Source organism: Kitasatospora sp. NPDC101157 (assembly GCF_044768255.1).
GTDB lineage: Bacteria > Actinomycetota > Actinomycetes > Streptomycetales > Streptomycetaceae > Kitasatospora.
Genome location: NZ_JBIWPL010000016.1, coordinates 166229 through 184182, shown reverse-complemented (window position 1 = coordinate 184182; position 17954 = coordinate 166229). Strand labels below are relative to the sequence as shown.

Below are 17954 nucleotides of genomic sequence, written 5' to 3'. Positions count from 1 at the left end.
GGTGGACCGAACCAGGCCGCGGGGGGACACACGGCCTGGTTCGGAGTAGGTGGGGCTCACACGTGGGGGCTCGAGCCTGGGATCAGAACTTCTCCAGGAACCGGTGGAGGGCCTCGGCCGTCGCCTCGATGTCGGCGGTGGTGTGCGCCGTGCTGAGGAAGACCTTGCCGGACGGCATGAACAGGAAGCCCTGGCGCAGCATCCCTTCGAGGATCTCGGTCCAGAGCCCGCCGGTTCCGTGGAGCCCGGTGGCCCCACCGGCGGGGACGTACTGGAGGAGCGAGCCGACCCGGTTGAAGCGGCCGAAGTCAGGAGATGAGCCGAGAGCACCGCCGACGAGGCTCTCGAACTCGGACGAGGTCCGTTCGAGGTGCTCGTAGACCGCGGGATCGGCCAGGACGCGCATCGTCGCCTCGACGGCCGCCAGCGCGATCGGGTTGGCGTTGAAGGTTCCGGCGTGCACGACGCCGGCCGTCACCTGGTCGACGAGTTCGGCCCGGCCGACGACGGCGCTCTGGGTGAAACCGCCCGCCATCGCCTTCCCGAAGACGGACAGGTCGGGCCGTACGCCGTACTTCTCGGCCGCCCCGCCCCGGGCGATCCGGAACCCGGCAATCACCTCGTCGAAGACGAGGACGACGCCGTGCCCGTCGCAGAGGGTTCGCAGCGTCGACAGAAACTGCGGTGCGGGTGCCTCGACGCCCGCGTTGCTCATCACCGGGTCGACGAGCACGGCCGCGATGTCGCGCTCGACGGACTCACTCAGCAGGCGCTCGGCCAGCTCCACGTCGTTGAAGCGCGCCACGACCAGGTCGTCCAGCACACTGGCCGACTGCCCCGGCCCGCCGGGAGTGGCGGCGCGGTCGCAGTCGTCCTCCGACATCCCGGCGTACACCGTGTCGTGCCAGCCGTGGTAGCTCTTGGCGAACTTGAGGACGCGGCGGCGCCCGGTGGCGGCCCGCGCGAGGCGCAGCGCCACCTGCACCGCTTCGGTCCCCGTGTTGCTCCACAGCAGTCGCTCGCCGTGCGGTACGGCCGCGAGGACCGCTTCCGCCGCGAGGTATTCGAGCGGGTGGCCGGTTCCGACGACCTGCATCCTGGTCGCGACCTCGGTCACGGCGGACACCACGCGCGGGTCCCCGTGACCGAGGACGAGCGGGCCCCAGGCCATCACGTAGTCGGTGTACCGGTCGCCGTCCAGGTCCCACACGTACGCGCCCCGCGCCTCGCGCACGAAGAGCGGATGGGGAGGCATCGCGGCGCGCAGGCCCGACCCCACACCCCCGCCGATGCTGCGGCGGGCTCGCTCGAAGGCCGAGCGTGATGATTCCAGGGCCATGGGATCGCCCCTGCCTTTCAGTAGGTGATCACCGAGCGGATGCCGACGCCGCGCTTCAGTTGGTCGAAGCCTTCGTTGATGTCCTTCAGGTCGATCACGCGCGTCACGAGGGAGTCGAGGTCGATCCGGCCGTCCAGGTAGTGGTCGATCAGCAGAGGGAAGTCCGAATCCGGTGTACTGGAGCCGTAGTTCGACCCGATGAGGGAGAGCTCCTGGTCGGACATGACGAACGGGTCGATGGAGATCCGCACACCGTCCGCCACCTGCCCGGCGACCACCGCCGTGCCGCCCCGGGCCAGGACCGCGTAGGCAGCCTCGATGGTGCGCGGCAGACCGATGGCCTCGATGGCCACCTCCACGCCGCGTCCGTCGGTGAGCTGGGAGATCCGCTCGGCGAGGTCCTCGCCCCGGTTGTTGACCACGTGGGTGGCGCCGAAGTGGCGGGCCTGCTCGAGCCTGTCGTCGGAGACGTCGGAGGCGATGATCTTCCGGGCGCCGACGAGTCGGGCGCCTTGGATCGCGTTGAGGCCGACGCCGCCGCAGCCGAGGACCAGCACGGTGTCGCTCGGACGCACCTTGGCGGTGTTGACGGCCGCGCCGATGCCGGTGGTGACGGCGCATCCGACCAGTGCCGCCTGTGGGAACGGGGCGTCCTGGCGGACGGCGATCGCCGCCGACTCGGGCACCAGGGTGTACTGCCCGAACGTTCCGAGGCCAGCGAAACTGTAGACGTCGGCCCCGTCCGCGGACGTGACGCGGGATCGGCCGTCGAACGACAGGTGGTTCGCCGAGTGCTGGCTGACCATGTCGCACAGGACCGGCCTTCCGCTGACGCAGTGGCGGCAGCGGCGACACGACGGCGTCCACGACAGCACCACGTGGTCGCCCTGCTTGAGGGTCGTGACGCCTTCGCCGACGCGCTCGACCGTCCCGGCCCCTTCGTGGCCGAGGATCATCGGCGACGGCACCTCCCACTCGCCGACCAGCGCGTGGAGGTCGCTGTGGCACAGCCCACTCGCTCCGAGCCGCACGAGCACCTCGCCGGGCGGGGGCGTCGAGGGCAGGGCGACCCGCTCGATGGTCAGCGGCGCGCCCGGGCCCCTGAAGACGGCGGCGTCGAATTCGATGGTCATGACGGGTTTCCTCCCGTGGGCTGTGCCGGACGGGACGCAGCGGTGCGGATGAGCTTGCGGTTGGCGAACTCGTCGATTCCGGCCCGGCCCAGTTCCCGGCCGAAACCGGACCGCTTGACCCCGCCGAAGGGCAGTTCCGCGCCCTCCAGGCCGACGCCGTTCACGAAGACCATGCCCGCGTCGATCCGGTCGGCGACCCGCTCCGCCTGGTCGGCGTCGGTCGTGAACAGGTAGGAGCCCAGCCCGTACGGTGTGGCGTTCGCCAGTTCGACCGCCTCCTCCTCCGACCGGGCCCGGTGGACGATCGCGACCGGGCCGAAGAACTCCTCGGCGGCCGTGGGCGAGGTCGGCGACACGTTCGTCAGGACGCCGGGCGGGAAGTGCGCCCCTTCCCGCTTCCCCGCGGAGATGAACGTCGCTCCGTGGTCGACGGCTCGCTCGACCTGTTCCTCGAGGTACTCGGCGGCGGCGACCGAGGACAGCGGCGCCAAGCCGTCGGTCATGGCGAGCACCTCCCGGATGAACGCGTCGAGGAAGGCGTCGTAGAGGTCGTCGGCGACGATGAACCGCTTGCCGCCGTTGCACGCCTGCCCGGTGTTCTCGAACCGCGCCTCGACCGCCGCCCGGACCGTGGCGTCGAGGTCGTCGGTCGACAGCACGATGAAGGGGTCCGAGCCGCCCAGTTCGAGCACCACCTTCTTCAGGCAGCGCCCGGCCTGCGCGGCGACCTCCGCGCCGGCCTTCTCCGAACCGGTGAAGGAGACCCCCTGCACCCGGGGGTCCGCGATGGCGACGGCGATCTGCTCGCGGGTGGCGTAGACGTTGACGTAGCAGCCCTCGGGAGCGCCCGCGTCGGTGAACAACTGCTGGAGGGCCGCGGCGGACTCCGGGCACTGCGACGCGTGCTTGAGCACGATGGTGTTGCCCAGCGCGAGGTTCGGTGCGGCGAACCGGGCCACCTGGTAGTACGGGTAGTTCCAGGGCATGATCCCCAGGAGCACGCCGACCGGCTGGCGGCGGATGAGAGCGGTGCCCTCTCCCCCCAGGACCTCGATCGGCTCGTCGGCGAGGAACGCCTCCGCGTTGTCGGCGTAGTACCGGTAGATGGAGGCGCTGAACTCGACCTCCGCGAGGGCCTGGTCCAGCGGCTTGCCCATCTCCCGCTGGATGATCGCGGCGAGCTGCGGGCTGCGCTCTTCGTGCAGGTCGGCGACGGCGCTCAACACCCGGGCGCGCTGGGCGAGGGAGGTCTGCCTCGACCAGTGCGCATAGGCCTTCGCCGCCGCGTCGAGCGCCCCGTCGACGGCCTGGTCCGTCGCGGTGGGGTACTCCTTGACCACTGTGCCGTCGGCGGGGTCCACCACCGCGTACCCGTGCCTGTTCGCCATCCTGACTCCCTCTTCGTGTGCGGGGTTCATGCGGGGGCTCCGACTGCGCGGGCCGGGTTTGCGTCCGAGGTGGCGGTGCGGTCGTGCAGCACGCGGTAGGCGCGGGCGTAGACGAATATCTCGGTGCCCCAGGTCGCCAGCGCGGCGGTGTAGAAGACCGTGCGGTCGGCGTCGTCGAACGGCAGGGGGAAGAAGTCGTAGATGACCGCGATGGTGGTCCCGGCGGCCGTGACCAGTGCCGTCCAGATCGCCGGCCATCTCGCGCCTGCCTGCCACAGCCGCTTGACGAAGTATCCGAGGAAGACCGCCGTGAGGAGATTGACGACGACGTAGAACACGGCGACCGAGAACGCGGCGCGGTCGGTGTGGAGGTTCGCGCCGTGGAACGGCCGGAGGAACAGGCCGGCCACGACCGCAGCTCCGAACACGGCGATGTCGACGCCTCGGCTCGGCTTGTAGCGGTGGGTGACCATCATCAGACCCATGATCAGGATGACCGTGATGCCGACGGACCTGGAGAAGGCGTCGAAGAAGTAGGCCACGTCGTAGAGGATGCTGCCGCGGTCGGCGCCCAGCAGCGACCAGAGCAGGAAGTTGCTGCCCGACGTCGCGACCACCATCACCTCGAGACCGAGGAGGTAGTTGCCGTAGCGGCGGATGAATCTCCAGCCGTAGAAGTAGCCGGCGAAGATCATCCACAGATCGGCCAGCAGGAACAGCGCCACCTTCATCTCGACGCCCCCTCACGCACGTTGCCGGACAGGAGCGCGGCGACGTTCTCGGCGGTGCGCTGGCCCGTCAGGACCGCGCCGTTCATGGTGCCGGCCCACTCGCCGGCGGTCTCGGTGCCGGCCCAGTGGATGCGCCCGTGGGGCTCGGTGAGCGCCCGGCCGTAGCTCGCGGTCGTGTGGGGGCCGGCGACGGGGTGGGGGCCGCCAGGGGCGAACGGCTCCGCTCCCCAGCAGTGGTCCAGGTAGTCGATCGGGGTGCTGGCCTGCGGACCGTAGAGGTCGACGAGTTGCTGGACCACCAGGTCGCGTCGGGTCTCGGGGCTGAAGCCGTCGAAGACGCGAGGGTCGCAGAAGGCCATCAGGACGCCCGGTCCGGCAGGGGTGGGGGACACGTCGAAGGTGATGAACACGGTTCCGGTGTCGGTCACCGCCTCACCGGAGCAGCCGTCGGCCCGCCAGAAAGGCCTGTCGTAGGCCACGAAGGCCTTGCTCAGCACGCCCATGCGCCAGGTCCGTGTGAGCCCTCGGGCCTGCTCGGGCAGAGCGGGTTCGTACTCGATGGTGGCGCGGTGCGCCGGGGCGGCCGTGACGATCGCGTATCCCGCGCGGATCTCGCCGGAGTCGGTGTGGACGGTGACGCCGTTGCCGTCCTGCGCGATACATCGCACCGGTGTCCCCAGCCGCACGCGGTCGCCGAGCTTCTCGGCCACCCGCCTGGCGATCTCCTGGGTGGTCTCGACGAACCGGTCCTCGTTCGCTCCGCCCTCGACGTCCAGCATGTGGTTGAGTCCGCCCGCTGCACGGATGTAGCGCAGTACGTGCAGCAGGGAGACGTCTCCCGGGGTGCAGCCCCACTGCACCTTGCTGACGATGGTCATCAGCGCACGGGTGCTGGGCAGCGCGTTCTTCCGGTCGAGCCACTCGCCGAAGGAGACGGCGTCGAGCCTGACGGCGCCGGGCGTCTCCCACGGGGCGTCCACGTCGATGGTGGCGACCAGCTGGTTCATCGCCATCTGCATGCGGGCCATGTCCACCAGGGCTGCGGGGGAGACCTTGGGAATGGTGCCGCTGTAGGTGCGGCGCCGGCCTGCCATCCACAGCACGTTGCGGCCATGAGCGAACTGGCCGGTCGTGGTGCACCCCATTCGGCGTGCCAGGTCCCGGATGGCGGTGTGGCGTCGTGACACCCATGTCGCTCCGAGGTCGACCTTCACGCCTGCCACTTCGCCGGAGAGCGATCGGCCGCCGACCCGGTCGCGGGCTTCCAGGACCAGGACGGACCGGCCCTCGCTGGTCAGCCGCTCGGCGGCGCTCAGGCCCGCGAAGCCGGCGCCGACGACCACGACGTCGACCGTGGCGTCCCGGGAGTTCCGCTCAGGAGATGCGGACATGGTTTCCTCCTTCGCCCACGCGGGCCGCGTGCTGCGCGATGTACTGGGTGACGGGGCCGACGAGGGCCTGGGGAAGGTGGTGGCCCATGCCGGGTATGACCACGTGCTGGGCCGAGCGGATCGCCTTCACCGTCGCCTCGCCGCCGCTCGGGTGGACCAGCAGGTCCCGGTCGCCGTTGATGACGAGCGTCGGGGCATTGACGGTCCTCAACTGGGCCGTCCGGTCCCCGGAGCGCTGGATCGCCTGGATCTGGCGCGCCACGCCGGCCGCCGGGTCACCGGCGCAGCGGTCCCAGCCGCGGGCCGCGATGGCCGCCTCGGCCGCGTCGTCGATGGGGTAGCCCGTTCCCGCGATGTGCCGGGTGATCCGCAGGTGGGCCCGGACCGCCCCGGTCCTGTTCCGGGCCGGTGGGGTGGCGAGGAGCCGGATCGTCGACAGTGCCGGCCGGCCCACCTTCTTCGACCCGGTGGTCGAGTAGAGGGAGGTCAGCGACAGGACGCGCTCGGGGGCCGTGGCCGCGATCGTCTGCGCGATCATCCCGCCCATCGACCGCCCCACCAGGTGGACCTGCGAGATCCCGAGGTGGTCGAGAACGCCGACGGCGTCCTGCGCCATGTCGGCGAGTGTGTACGCGTCGCGGCGCGGGCGCGCGGCGATCTGACGCCAGAGCGCCGGAGGGGGTGCGGCCACGAACCTCGACTGCCCGACGTCACGGTTGTCGACCGCGATGACCCGGAAGCCGCGGGCGACGAGCGCGTCGAAGAACGCATCGCTCCAGAAGGTGAGGTCCTCGCCCAGTCCGGCGAGGAGGAGGATGGCGGGGTCGGCCTCGTCGCCGAAGTCGCGGAAGCAGATCGTCATGCCGGACGGCAGGGCCGCGTACTGGTCGGTGCTCTTCGCGCTCGCCTCAGACACGGGTCGCTCGCCCCCCGTCGGACGGGTGCGCGACCCAGCGTGCGTTGCCGAACACGAGGTTGTTGTCGGCGACCGGTCCGCGCAGGGCCTTGGCGTCCTCGGGATAGGACAACGCCATCCGCCAGGGCTTCTCGAGGCCCTGCTTGGGCAGGACCTTCTCGCCGCGCTTGGCGTAGCCGGCCTTCAGGTCCATCACCGGCCTGCGTTCCATCCCGGGCTGGGCGACCGGGACCACCTGGTCGTACCCGTGGGCGTCCATGTGCCGGACGAGGTCGATGAAGTAACGGCACATCAGGCTCACCTTGAGCGTCCACGACGAGGTGGTGTAGCCGATCGCCATCGCCCAGTTGGGGATCCCGCTCAGCAGCATCCCGCGGTAACTGACCGCGTCCGCGATCTCGACCTCGCGGCCGTCGACCACGATCGGCATGCCGCCGAAGAGCTGCAGGTTCAGCCCCGTCGCAGTGACGACGACGTCGGCCTCCAGTTCCTCGCCCGAGCCGAGCACGACGCCGCGGCTGCTGAAGCGGGTGATCGTGTCGGTGACAACGCTCGCGTGACCGTTCTTGATCGCGTCGAAGAAGTCGCCGTCCGGGGCCAGACACAGCCGCTGGTCCCACGGGTCGTACGGCGGGTTGAAGTGCTTGTCGACGTCGAACCCCTTGGGCAGCCGCTTGCGGTTCTCGTACCGGATCAGCCGTCGCCCGGCCCTCGGGAACGTGCGCAGGCCCTTGACGACCGCACGGTCGAGCCAGATGTTCTTGAACCGCGTCACGGCGTACCCGCGCTCCTCGCCGAGCACCTTGGTGAGCGCCAGGGCGAGCTTGTCGACGCGCGGCAGGGCCAGGACGTACGTCGGGGTCCGCTGCAGCATCGTCACGTGCCGGGCGGCATCCGGCCCGGTGGCCATCGACGGCACCAGGGTGATCGCGGTCGCACCGCTGCCGATGACGACGACCTTCTTGCCGCTGTAGTCCAGGTCCTCGGGCCAGTGCTGCGGATGGACGATGGTGCCCTCGAAGTCCTCCTGCCCGGGGAAACGGGGGGAGAAGCCCTCGTCGTACCGGTAGTAGCCAGTGGCGGCGAACACCCATCCGGCGCGGATCGTCCTGGTCACGGTGACCTTGCGGGCGGGATCGGTCGCCTCGACGGTGAGGGTCCACCGCACGTCGGACGAGGACCATTCGGCCCTGACGACCCGGTGGCGCAGCCTGATCAAGGGCTCCAGGTGGTTCTCCTCGACCGTCTCCCGGAGGTAGGCCCGGATCAGCGGCGCATCGGCGATCGCGGCTTCGTGACGCCACGGCTTGAACTCGTAGCCGAACGTGTGGAGGTCCGAGTCCGAGCGGATGCCCGGGTAGCGGAAGAGGTCCCATGTGCCGCCGATGTTGTCGCGGCCCTCAAGCACGAGCAGGGACTTGCCGGGGAGTTCACGGCTGAAGTAGCTGGCCGCACCGATTCCGGAGATGCCCGCTCCGATGATGACCACGTCGAACTCCTCGACGGGGTCGAGCACCTTGGTTGTCATGGCGTTTCCTCGCTGTTCCCGGGGTCGTGACCTCACTGTCGCCAACCGTGGCCACGAGCGGGAACGACAGCGCGCACCCTTCTTGCGCCAGACCTGGTGCACCACGCACAAGCCGGCCGTGCGCTGCCGCCACCCTTGTGACGCCCCCGTCGGCGTGATAGAGCTTTGCGTCGTTTACTGCCACTAAACCCTCTCGGCGAGTTCGCCGTGAACGACAGCCGCGCGGTCCCCGGACCGGCGGGTCCGGTCCGTGCGGTGGTCGCCGACTCCGTCGCTCCCTCCGCCACAGCCGGCACGGCGCAAGCGCTCGTCCTGCGGAAGCGGACGTGCCTCCCGACCGCCTACCAACGACTCGATGCGAAGGTCCCCCATGAGTGAGCACGGCACAACGGCCGAACTGGCCGAGCGGGTGAGGAATTTCATCGCCGAGGAGGTCCTCCCCGTCGACGACGCCTTCGACGGCGACGTCCAGGCCGCCGGAGGAGAGGCGCTGCGGACCCGGCTGCAGGGCCTGGCACGGGAGCGCGGCCTGCTGGCCCCGCACGGCCCGGTGGAGCACGGCGGCCTCGGCCTCGGCATGGTCGACCGGATCGAGGTGTTCGAGGCGGCGGGCCGCTCGCTGTTCGGGCCGATGGCTGTCAACATCAACGCCCCGGACGAGGGCAACATCCACCTGCTCGACCGCATCGCCTCGCCCGCCCAGCGTGAGCGGTACCTGGCGCCGCTGGTGCAGGGCCGGTGCCGCTCGGCGTTCGCCATGACCGAGCCCTCACCCGGCGCCGGCGCCGACCCCGGCATGCTGCGCACCACGGCGCGCAGGGTCCACGGCGGCTGGCTGATCGACGGTGAGAAGCGCTTCATCACGGGGGCCGACGGGGCCGGCTTCCTGATCGTCATGGCCCGCACCGGCGGTGAGCCGGGCTCGGCCGGCGGCGCGACGATGTTCCTCGCCCCCGCCGACTCGCCCGGCATCGAGGTGGTGCGGCACGTCGAGACGGTCGACAAGAGCATGCTCGGCGGGCACTGCGAGCTCCGCTTCACCGACCTGTTCGTCCCCGACGACGACGTCCTGGGCGGCGTCGACGAGGGCATGCGCTACGCGCAGGTGCGGCTCGGGCCCGCACGGATGACCCACGTGATGCGGTGGACGGGCGCGGCGCAGCGGGCGCACGAGGTGGCCCTGCGCTACGTCTGCGACCGGGAGGCCTTCGGCTCGCGGCTCGCCGACCAGGGGATGATCCACCAGATGATCGGCGACAGCGAGATCGACCTGGCCGCCACCCGGGCGCTGCTGCTCGACGCGTGCCGGCGGCTCGACGCCGGCGAGCGCGCCTCCCGGGAGACCTCGATCACCAAGACCTTCGCCGCCGAGGCGCTGCACCGGGTCGTCGACCGGGCGGTGCAGATGTGCGGCGGCCTCGGCGTCTCCCGCGACCTGCCGGTCGCGAAGATCGCCCGCGAGCTGCGGCCGTTCCGGATCTACGACGGTCCCTCCGAGGTGCACCGCTGGTCCATCGCCCGCCGGGCGCTGCGCGCCGTCGCAGGGCGGTGACCGGATGAGCGACAACATTGCCGCCGCCACCCCGCTCGGCATGCAGCCGACCGACGCCGAACTCACCCGGCTGGACACGGCGCTGCGTCAGATCGGCACGACACCGGCCGGCCCCTTGCGGACCGAGCTGATCGCCGGAGGACGTTCCAACCTCACCTACCGGCTCACCGACGGCACGTCGACCTGGGTACTGCGCACCCCGCCGCGCGCCGGGCACACGCCGTCCGCCCACGACGTGGCGCGGGAGTTCACGGTCACCTCGGCCCTGGTCGGGACCGAGGTGCCGGTGGCGCGGCCCGTGCTGCTGGTGGAGGACCTCTCGGTGCTCGGCGTGCCGTTCACCGTCGTCGAGCATGTCAGCGCCCGGTCCCTCCGTCTCGCCACCGAGCTGGCACCGCTCGGCGACGCAGAGGTCGACGAGGTCGTCACCCGGCTGATCGACGTGCTCGCCGCCCTGCACCGGGTCGACCACGTCGCGGTCGGACTGGAACGGTTCGGCCGCCCGGACGGCTACGCCGAGCGGCAGCTCAGACGGTGGGCCGGCCAGTGGACGCTGGTCGGGGCGCCCGAACTGGCCGCGGCCGGCGAACGGGTCGCGGAACTGCTGTGCGCACGCCTGCCGGCCCAGCACCACGTCTCGGTCGTGCACGGCGACTACCGCCTCGACAACACCCTGGTCCGCCTCGGCCGCGCGACCGGCGGGGCCGAGATCGCCGCGGTCGTCGACTGGGAGCTGTCCACCATCGGCGACCCGGTGGCCGACGTCGCCCTCATGTGCGCCTACCGCGACCGGGTCTTCGACCTCATCGTCGGCGCGCCCAGCTCCTGGACCAGCCCCCGGCTGCCCGAGGCGTCCGCCCTCGCGGAACGGTACGAGAGGGCCGGCGGCGTCCCGCTCCGCGACTGGGACTTCCACCTCGCCCTGGCCTACTTCAAGATCGGCGTCATCGCCGCCGGCATCGCGCACCGCCACCGGGCGGGCGCCGGCGACGGCGCCGCGGGCTATGCCAGCGCCGGCGAATCCGTCGCCCGCTACTTCGACCTCGCACACGACGCACTGCAGGGGACGGCATGACGAACTCCTCCCCCCGGACCGCGCTGGTCACGGGCGCTTCCCGCGGCATCGGCCGGGGCATCGCCACCCGGCTCGCCCAGCACGGGTGGGGCCTGACGGTCACCGCCCGCAACGCCGACCACCTGACCGAACTCGCCGGGGAACTGCGCGCCGCCGGCGCGCCGCACGTCGCGCGGCTGGCCGTCGACCTCGCCGCCGAGGACGCGGCCGACCAGCTCGCCGAGCTGCACCAGCACGCCTTCGGCGCGATGAGCGCCCTGGTCCTCAACGCCGGCGTCGGAACGGTCGCCCGCGCCGCCGACTTTCCGGCGCACCGCATGGCCAAGACCCTGCAGGTCAACCTGGTGACCTCGATGCGGCTGACCCAGCGGGCACTGCCGCTGCTCCGCGAGGGCGCCGCCGCCGACCCGCGGCACGGCGCCAGCATCATCGGGCTGTCGTCGATCACCGGCGTCCACGCCGACGCCGGCTATGCGGTCTACGGCGCCAGCAAGGCGGCCCTGCTGCGGTACCTCGAGGCCGTCCACCAGGAGGAGTCCGCGGCCGGCGTCCGGGCCACCTCGATCGCGCCGGCCTACGTCGCCACCGACATGACCTCGTGGATCGCGGACCGGGTGCCCGCAGCCTCGATGATCCCCGTCGAGGACGTGGTCGAGGTGGTCGACATGGTGCTGCGGCTCTCCCGCAACGCCGGTGTCGCGCCGATCGTGATGACCCGAGCCGGGACCTCGGGATTCCAGGCCTGAGCCGCCCCCACCGGATGAGGAAGGTACGTCGACGATGACCCCACCCAGCCCCGGAGCCCTGCCCGACGAGCGGCCCTGGCTCGCGAGCTACCCCGCCGGCACCGACCCCGACCCGGTGCTGCGCCACGCCTGCCTCGCCGAGGCCTGGGACGCGCGCGTGGCGAGGGCGCCCCACCGCGTGCTCGTCCGGTATTTCGACGGCACGCTCACCGCCGCCCAGGTCGACGCGGCCTCGGACGCCCTCGCGGCCGCGCTCCAGGACCGGGGCGTCGGCCGGGGCGACCGGGTCGCGATCCACCTGCAGAGCGTGCCGCACTACCTCGTCGTCCTCCTCGCCCTGTGGAAGACCGGCGCAATCGGCGTGCCGCTCAACCCGATGTACCGCGGCCGCGAACTGCGCCGACTGGTCGATGACTGCCGGCCGGTGGGCGTCTTCGCGGCCCACACCGACGCCGCCGAGATGTCGGCCACCCTCGCCGGCTCTTCCGTCACCTGGGTGATCGGCGTCAACGACCGCGACTGGCAGACCCGCAACGATCCCCGCGTCGCCTGGGGCGCCTCGTCCAGCGCGCTGGCGGACCTGTCGGCGCTGCTGGCGCAGCACGCCGGACGCCGTCCGCGGCGTCCGGCCGTCGGCGCCGACGACACGGCGCTGATCTGCTACACCTCCGGCACCACGGGTCCGGCGAAGGGCGCGATGAACAGCCACGGCAACGTGCTGCACTCCGCCGCCAACTTCGGCGCCTGGGTGCGCCTGGGACCCGACGACGTCGTGCTGGGCATCGCCCCGCTGTTCCACATCTCCGGCGTGATCCTCAACGCCGCCACCGCCGTCCTCAACGATGCGGCACTCGTCCTCGTCGGCCGCTACCGGCCCGAGGTCGTCCTCGACGCGTTCGCCGAGCACGGCGTCACCTTCACCCTCGGGTCGATCACCGCGTTCAACGCCCTGATGGCGCTCGAACACGCCGGCGCCGACCACCTGCGCCACGTGCGGCTGCTCTACTCCGGCGGCGCTCCCGTACCGCCGGCCACCGTGGAGGCGTTCCAGGAGCGGTTCGGCCACTACCTCCACAACGTCTGGGGGATGACCGAGACCACCGCGGGCGGCATCGCCGTGCCCCCGGGGCGTCACGCGCGCCTCCACGCGGCCGACGGCACCCTCTCGGTGGGTGTGCCCACTCCCGGTGTCGTCGTGCGCGTCGTCGACGCCGAAGGCACCGGCCTGCCGTGCGGGACCGCCGGCGAGCTGGAGATCTCCGCGCCCCAGGTGATCTCCGGCTACTGGGAGAAGCCCGACAGCTCCGCCGCCGCCCTCCCCCGGGGGCGCCTGCGCACCGGCGACGTCGCCGTCCTCGACCCGGACGGCTGGGTCTACCTGGTCGACCGGCTCAAGGACCAGATCAACAGCTCCGGCTACAAGGTCTGGCCCCGCGAGGTCGAGGACGCCCTCTACGAACACCCCGCGGTCTTCGAAGCCGCCGTCGTCGGGGAACCGGACGCCTACCGCGGAGAAGCCGTCGTCGCCCACGTGTCCCTCACACCGGGGGCCACCACGACCGCGGACGAGCTCCACGCCTTCGTGCGCGGCCGCCTGGCCGCGTACAAGCGGCCGCGCCGCATCCACCTCGTCGGCGAACTCCCCAAGACCGCCACCGGCAAGATCCGCCGTCAGGAACTGCGCGAACAGGGCTAGGACGGCCCTCGGGCGGCGCGCAGGAGCGGGGGCGACACCACCCACAGGACCTCGCTCGCCGTTGGGCCCGGGTTGTCGAACTGGTGCAGCACCTCGCCGGAGAACGAGGTGGACGCGCCGGCCGACAGCATCCGGGTCTCGCCACCGACGACCAGGCGGGTGGAGCCGCTCAGCCCCATCGCAAAGACGCTTCCCGGGCCGAGCCGATAGGGGCCGCCGGTGCCCCCACCCGGTTCGATCACCGAGCGGAAGACCTGGAACTCCGTGGTGCCGGCGGGCGTCAGCAGGTACTCGACGACACCCTCGCCGCCCATGTCGATCCGGCTCCCGCCCTGCACGACCGGCTCGTCCGGGTAGTCGAACAGCTCGCCCACCCCGATCCGCAGCACCTCGCAGAGTCGCAGCAGCGTCGGGACGGACACGCTGGTGAGACCACGCTCCAGCTGACTCAGAAAGCCCTTGGTGACGCCCGCCCGGTGCGCGACCTCCGTCAACGACAGCCCTCGACCGGCCCTGATCTCCCTCAGCCTCGGGCCCGCGGAGCCTTCGGGAGCTGGCGAGCCCTCCGGCGCCCCGTGGGTCGTCCTGCTGCTGTCGATGTCCGCTCACCGCCTGTCCCGGAGCCGAGGCCGCCCGGCCGGCGGGCGGCCGGCCGACTCCGACGAGCCCCTCCGTAGGAGAGGCTAGGCCATGGTGGGTGCTGCCCCTGGGACGGGGCCGCTTCCCCCGACCCCGCGCGATGACCGCGGCAGGGCGATGTACGGGCCTCCCCCGGCCCCTTCCTCCTCCCCCACCGCCGGTGCCGCGGCGCACCCCGGGTGCACCGGCTTCTCGAGATCAGGAGCAGACTTCAGACATGGACGAGCTGTGGCCCCCGCCTTCCCCCGAAGTCGCCGACGCGATCAGATCCCTGTGCCAGCGCCTGATGAGCGAGACGGACGCCATGATCGACGCCCTCACCCCGCCCACGCTCGTGGCCCAGAACGACCCCGCCCTGCTCGCGGACGCATCCCTGGCGGAGGAGGACCGCGAGCTCAACCGCTCCGATCTCGTGCAGTGGTTGACGGCGAACGTCCAGCGGCCGGGGCGGCGGGTGGAGCCGTACGTCGGCCCGCGTGCCACGGCCTACATCAACGACCTCGTCTCCCGCGGCATCGCGCCGGACTTCGTCGGCGCCTGGCGCGTGGCCCTGGGCATGGGCTGGCGGCGGTGGCTGGAGGAGTGCGCGGCGGAGGTCACCGATCGCGGCCTCCTGGTGGACGTCCTGGACGTGTCGGCGAAGTCGCTGGTGCAGTACGCACTCGACTCCGTCCTGGCGCTGCGGGAAGCCAGTCTCACAGCGGCGAAGGGCAACGCGGACGCCGGGGCGATCGCGTTGATCCAGCTGATCGCCAGCGGAGCACCGATGGCGCAGGACCTCGCCGAGGGGCGCCTGCACTACCGGATGGGGCGCTGGCACACCGGTCTCGTGCTGTGGATCGACGACCCCCGGCACATCGACGCCCTGGACCTGGCCGTCGCGGCGGTGAGCACCCCGGCCTCGGACCGCAGCACCCTGGTGGCACGTGCCAGCACCGCCTCGCGCTGGATCTGGCTCTCCGGTGCGAACATCCCGGACCCGTACCAGGTGGAGCAGGCCCTGGCGACGGCACCCGGCGTCCGCGGCGCGGTGGGCAGGCCCGGCCACGGACTCGAAGGGTTCCGGTCCAGCCACCAGGACGCCCTCGCGGCGCAGGCACTGGTCAACCGCCTCGCATCCGGCCGGCAGTTCACCGCCTACGCCGACGTCGAGCTGATCGACGCGCTCACCAAGGACCGGGCCGGCGCCCGACGGTTCGTCATCAACACCCTCGGTCCGCTGGCCGAAGCCGACCCGCCGCTGCGGCAGTCGCTCCTCACCTACCTGCAGTGCGGCTTCAACACCACACGGGCCGCCGCCGCTCTCTACGTGCACCGCAACACCGTAGAGCGGCGGGTCTCGCGCGCGAACGAGCTCTCGGCGGTCAAGGTCGAGGACAACCCGGCCCATCTTGCGGCAGCGCTCCTCGTGCTGGACATCGCGCCCGGCATCCTCGCGACCGCCTCGAACTGACCTCACACCACGGGATCGACCGGGCGTTCGAGCCTGCGGAACCAGTGAAGGGCCGGAAGGGCGAGCAGGGTGGCCCCCAGCAGCGCCGCGAAGGCGAGCGCGGGGCGGGTGACGAGCAGTCCGACTGTCGTCGCCAGCACGACCCCTCCCAGGTTGCCCGCCATCCAGATCAGCCCGGCGGCCGTGCTCTCGGCCCCCGGCGCGTGCCGCTCGCTCAAGGACAACCCGATGGGAAGGGCAGGAAGCAGCATGAATCCCGTCCCGAGGAGCGTGACGAACGCTGTCAGCGGGCTCGGGACCAGGGCCAGATGCAGACAGGCCATCGCGGTAACGGCGATCGCGGCACCCATGACCTCGACCTCGCGGCCGCGCCGGTCCGCCCAGACGGGCACGACCGCACAGCCGACCACACCGGCGATCATCGTCAGCGCGAGGATGAGGCCGGCGGTGGGTTCGGAGACGCCCGCCGGCGCCAGCAGGGGCTGCACGAACGTCGCAAGGGCGATGAACGTCCCCATCGGGATGACGGCCACCGCACACAGCCGTCGCACGTGCTGATTGCCGAACGCCATCCGGAAGGCAGGGTTGACGCCCGCTCCACCCGTCCCCGGGACCGACCCGTGGCCCGCGTACGGGCGCAGGCGCAGGGCGGCGACGAGACACAGCCCTGCGTCCAGGGCGACCAGGGCCGTCACGAAGGTGAGGGTACGGATGTTGCTCTCGCCGGGCAGGCACGCGCCGAGCAGGTAGCCCACGACCATGCCGGCGAACGTCGCGGAGGACGCGGCAGCGACGCCGATGGCCCGGTGCCTCTCCGCCAGGTAGCCCACGGCGAGACCCGGTATCGCATTCAGGATGAACGGCTGTCCCACCGCGGCGACGACCTGCCCGACGAACGCCCAGGTGAAGTCGTCGGCCACCAGCCTCAGGAACGCCCCGACCGCAGTGAGGACCGCACCCAGCACGAGCGCCGGACGCAGGAACCGGTCGAGTGCCAGGCCGGCCGGGATCGCCAGCAGGACGTACACCAGCGGGAAGACCTGGGACAGCCAGCCGATCTCGCCCACCGAAACGCCGAAGTGCCGCGCCGCGTCCTGCGTCACCGGCGCGTAGGTCACGAACAGCGCCTGGGTCGCGACCGCCAGCAGCCCATAGGCGAGGAAGACCACCCACCGACTCCTCACGGCCTGCTCCACCGCCGGCGCCCCGGGCGGGCGTGTGCCCTGGTGCCCGACGCGTGCGAGAGGGTCGCGGGGCCGGCCACGCTTCCGGGCACTGCGTCGGATCATGGCGGTGGCGACTGCACCCGCACCCAGGACGGCAACTCTTCGCGCTCTTCGCCGCGCGGTCGACAACTCCGGCATCCCTGTGTCCTTCTCGGTCGATCGTGGTGCTCCACTGTCACGATCCGGACCGCCCCTGGATACGCCACGGTGCACAGTCCTTCGCCCCGCCCTGTGCACTCGGCACCACCGCTGCCGCACCGTTCCGCTGCCCGGCGGAGGACCGCGCTGCCCTGCCGGTAGGACACCGCGGCGCCGCCGACGCCAGACCCTCTCGTCCAGCCCCGCACCGGTCGGCCACGGCCGCAGGCCCGCCCCGTGACCGTCGTCAACCGCGAAGCGTGGACGCAGGATGCTCGGCGGAACGGTGGCGGGGCGTCCGGTTCAGTCCGACGACCCGACGGGCAGTGCTGCGATGCGCCTCGGCCTCTCCCTGGCCGGCCCTGTCAGCAAGGACCTCACCGTCCCCGGCATCGAGTCGCAGCAAGCCCAGGACCTCCTGCACCGGAAGATGCCCGAGGCCGCGGGCGGCACCGTGCGCGTCGTCGTCGCCGCGCCCCCGGGCACCACCCTCGACGCCGAGCAGGCGAAGGCCGCCGTCGCCGCAGTCGTTGGCGCCGCCGTTGGCGGCGATGTAGGCGCGGCGGCGTCGGCGTAGCCGCCCGCGCTCAGCAGGCCGATGTCCCTGGTCGCGTTGTCGGAGGCGCGCCTGACCTGGTACAGCGGGCCGCCGTACGAGCCGTACAGCGCCCGGGTGGTGCTGTGCGCGGCGACGCACGGCGTGCCACCGGCGGCGTAGATGTCGCACGGCCCCTGGGTGGCCGCCTGCGAAGTCCCGGCCGTGGTGGTGAGCAGGCCGGCCGCGAGCACGGTGGTGGTACCGGCCGCGAGGAACGCGTGTCGGAGGCGGTGCAACCACGGTTTGAACACCAGGAGTTCCTTCACTGGGTGGGGTGAGGTGAGCGCGGACGAACGTCCCGGTGTCCGGCTGTGCGGACGGCGCGGAGTTGCACTGACATCGCCGGGCCGGTGCGGCTTCGGCCCGCTGCGGCCCGGGCCCGGCAGGAGACCCGGCTCCGGCTGC

15 protein-coding genes and 1 pseudogene are annotated in these 17954 nt (G+C 71.9%); 6 read left to right on the top strand and 10 right to left on the bottom strand.

Annotated elements, in window-relative coordinates:
• Positions 1-82: 82 nt before the first annotated feature.
• The 7 genes from ACIRVF_RS28010 to ACIRVF_RS27980 are packed head-to-tail and all read right to left on the bottom strand — an operon-like array spanning position 83 to position 8426.
• Positions 83-1339 (bottom strand): aspartate aminotransferase family protein, encoded by a 1257-nt coding sequence (locus tag ACIRVF_RS28010; RefSeq protein WP_402823449.1) that lies wholly within the window; start codon positions 1337-1339, stop codon positions 83-85.
• A gap of 17 nt (positions 1340-1356) precedes the next feature.
• The gene (locus tag ACIRVF_RS28005) at positions 1357-2472 is read right to left on the bottom strand and encodes a Zn-dependent alcohol dehydrogenase (RefSeq protein ID WP_402823446.1); all 1116 of its coding nucleotides are present in this window, start codon (positions 2470-2472) and stop codon (positions 1357-1359) included.
• Positions 2469-3860, bottom strand: coding sequence for an NAD-dependent succinate-semialdehyde dehydrogenase (locus ACIRVF_RS28000; RefSeq protein WP_402823443.1), 1392 nt, complete (start codon positions 3858-3860; stop codon positions 2469-2471). The genes ACIRVF_RS28005 and ACIRVF_RS28000 overlap by 4 nt, the downstream gene beginning before the upstream one ends.
• Before the next feature lie 26 nt (positions 3861-3886).
• The gene (locus ACIRVF_RS27995; RefSeq protein WP_402823441.1) at positions 3887-4591 is read right to left on the bottom strand and encodes a transporter; all 705 of its coding nucleotides are present in this window, start codon (positions 4589-4591) and stop codon (positions 3887-3889) included.
• Positions 4588-5982: a flavin monoamine oxidase family protein gene (locus tag ACIRVF_RS27990; RefSeq protein ID WP_402823438.1), complete on the bottom strand. Its 1395-nt coding sequence runs from the start codon at positions 5980-5982 to the stop codon at positions 4588-4590. The genes ACIRVF_RS27995 and ACIRVF_RS27990 overlap by 4 nt, the downstream gene beginning before the upstream one ends.
• On the bottom strand, positions 5966-6898 hold the full coding sequence (locus ACIRVF_RS27985) for an alpha/beta fold hydrolase (RefSeq protein WP_402823435.1): 933 nt from the start codon (positions 6896-6898) through the stop codon (positions 5966-5968). Before ACIRVF_RS27985 ends, ACIRVF_RS27990 begins: the two co-directional genes overlap by 17 nt.
• The gene (locus tag ACIRVF_RS27980) at positions 6891-8426 is read right to left on the bottom strand and encodes a flavin-containing monooxygenase (protein WP_402823433.1); all 1536 of its coding nucleotides are present in this window, start codon (positions 8424-8426) and stop codon (positions 6891-6893) included. The genes ACIRVF_RS27985 and ACIRVF_RS27980 overlap by 8 nt, the downstream gene beginning before the upstream one ends.
• A 370-nt stretch (positions 8427-8796) precedes the next feature.
• On the opposite strand from ACIRVF_RS27980, the gene ACIRVF_RS27975 reads away from it, so the two are divergent.
• Genes ACIRVF_RS27975 through ACIRVF_RS27960 form a run of 4 tightly spaced genes read left to right on the top strand, consistent with a single transcriptional unit; the run spans position 8797 to position 13495 of the window.
• Positions 8797-9978, top strand: a complete 1182-nt coding sequence (locus ACIRVF_RS27975; protein ID WP_402823430.1) for an acyl-CoA dehydrogenase family protein — start codon at positions 8797-8799, stop codon at positions 9976-9978.
• Positions 9979-9982: 4 nt separating this feature from the next.
• Entirely contained in the window at positions 9983-11053 is a 1071-nt protein-coding gene (locus tag ACIRVF_RS27970; RefSeq protein ID WP_402823427.1) for a phosphotransferase family protein, read from the top strand.
• On the top strand, positions 11050-11799 hold the full coding sequence (locus ACIRVF_RS27965) for an SDR family NAD(P)-dependent oxidoreductase (protein WP_402823424.1): 750 nt from the start codon (positions 11050-11052) through the stop codon (positions 11797-11799). The genes ACIRVF_RS27970 and ACIRVF_RS27965 overlap by 4 nt, the downstream gene beginning before the upstream one ends.
• A 34-nt stretch (positions 11800-11833) precedes the next feature.
• The gene (locus ACIRVF_RS27960) at positions 11834-13495 is read left to right on the top strand and encodes a class I adenylate-forming enzyme family protein (protein ID WP_402823421.1); all 1662 of its coding nucleotides are present in this window, start codon (positions 11834-11836) and stop codon (positions 13493-13495) included.
• Here the strand turns inward: ACIRVF_RS27960 and ACIRVF_RS27955 are convergent.
• Positions 13492-14022 (bottom strand): helix-turn-helix domain-containing protein, encoded by a 531-nt coding sequence (locus ACIRVF_RS27955; RefSeq protein ID WP_402823540.1) that lies wholly within the window; start codon positions 14020-14022, stop codon positions 13492-13494. The two genes, ACIRVF_RS27960 and ACIRVF_RS27955, sit on opposite strands and share 4 nt — an antisense overlap.
• 329 nt (positions 14023-14351) lie before the next feature.
• Here ACIRVF_RS27955 and ACIRVF_RS27950 point away from each other — a divergent pair, with 329 nt between their 5' ends.
• Positions 14352-15587, top strand: coding sequence for a PucR family transcriptional regulator (locus ACIRVF_RS27950; protein WP_402823418.1), 1236 nt, complete (start codon positions 14352-14354; stop codon positions 15585-15587).
• A gap of 2 nt (positions 15588-15589) precedes the next feature.
• Here ACIRVF_RS27950 and ACIRVF_RS27945 read toward each other — a convergent pair whose 3' ends face one another.
• On the bottom strand, positions 15590-16756 hold the full coding sequence (locus ACIRVF_RS27945; RefSeq protein ID WP_402823415.1) for an MFS transporter: 1167 nt from the start codon (positions 16754-16756) through the stop codon (positions 15590-15592).
• 466 nt (positions 16757-17222) lie between these two features.
• Between ACIRVF_RS27945 and ACIRVF_RS27940 the strand changes: the two genes are divergently transcribed.
• Positions 17223-17528: a hypothetical protein gene (locus tag ACIRVF_RS27940; protein ID WP_402823552.1), complete on the top strand. Its 306-nt coding sequence runs from the start codon at positions 17223-17225 to the stop codon at positions 17526-17528.
• Here ACIRVF_RS27940 and ACIRVF_RS27935 read toward each other — a convergent pair.
• Positions 17501-17803 (bottom strand): annotated as a pseudogene (locus ACIRVF_RS27935) (arabinofuranosidase catalytic domain-containing protein); the annotation flags it as partial. The gene ACIRVF_RS27940 and the pseudogene ACIRVF_RS27935 overlap by 28 nt on opposite strands.
• Positions 17804-17954: the final 151 nt, after the last annotated feature.

Coding starts and splice junctions, on each gene's coding strand:
- ACIRVF_RS27940 (WP_402823552.1), top strand. CDS start 17,223: ATGCTCGGCGGAACGGTGGCGGGGCGTCCGGTTCAGTCCGACGACCCG.
- ACIRVF_RS27975 (WP_402823430.1), top strand. CDS start 8,797: ATGAGTGAGCACGGCACAACGGCCGAACTGGCCGAGCGGGTGAGGAAT.
- ACIRVF_RS27995 (WP_402823441.1), bottom strand. CDS start 4,591: ATGAAGGTGGCGCTGTTCCTGCTGGCCGATCTGTGGATGATCTTCGCC.
- ACIRVF_RS27990 (WP_402823438.1), bottom strand. CDS start 5,982: ATGTCCGCATCTCCTGAGCGGAACTCCCGGGACGCCACGGTCGACGTC.
- ACIRVF_RS27950 (WP_402823418.1), top strand. CDS start 14,352: ATGGACGAGCTGTGGCCCCCGCCTTCCCCCGAAGTCGCCGACGCGATC.
- ACIRVF_RS27980 (WP_402823433.1), bottom strand. CDS start 8,426: ATGACAACCAAGGTGCTCGACCCCGTCGAGGAGTTCGACGTGGTCATC.
- ACIRVF_RS28010 (WP_402823449.1), bottom strand. CDS start 1,339: ATGGCCCTGGAATCATCACGCTCGGCCTTCGAGCGAGCCCGCCGCAGC.
- ACIRVF_RS27970 (WP_402823427.1), top strand. CDS start 9,983: ATGAGCGACAACATTGCCGCCGCCACCCCGCTCGGCATGCAGCCGACC.
- ACIRVF_RS27965 (WP_402823424.1), top strand. CDS start 11,050: ATGACGAACTCCTCCCCCCGGACCGCGCTGGTCACGGGCGCTTCCCGC.
- ACIRVF_RS28000 (WP_402823443.1), bottom strand. CDS start 3,860: ATGGCGAACAGGCACGGGTACGCGGTGGTGGACCCCGCCGACGGCACA.
- ACIRVF_RS28005 (WP_402823446.1), bottom strand. CDS start 2,472: ATGACCATCGAATTCGACGCCGCCGTCTTCAGGGGCCCGGGCGCGCCG.
- ACIRVF_RS27960 (WP_402823421.1), top strand. CDS start 11,834: ATGACCCCACCCAGCCCCGGAGCCCTGCCCGACGAGCGGCCCTGGCTC.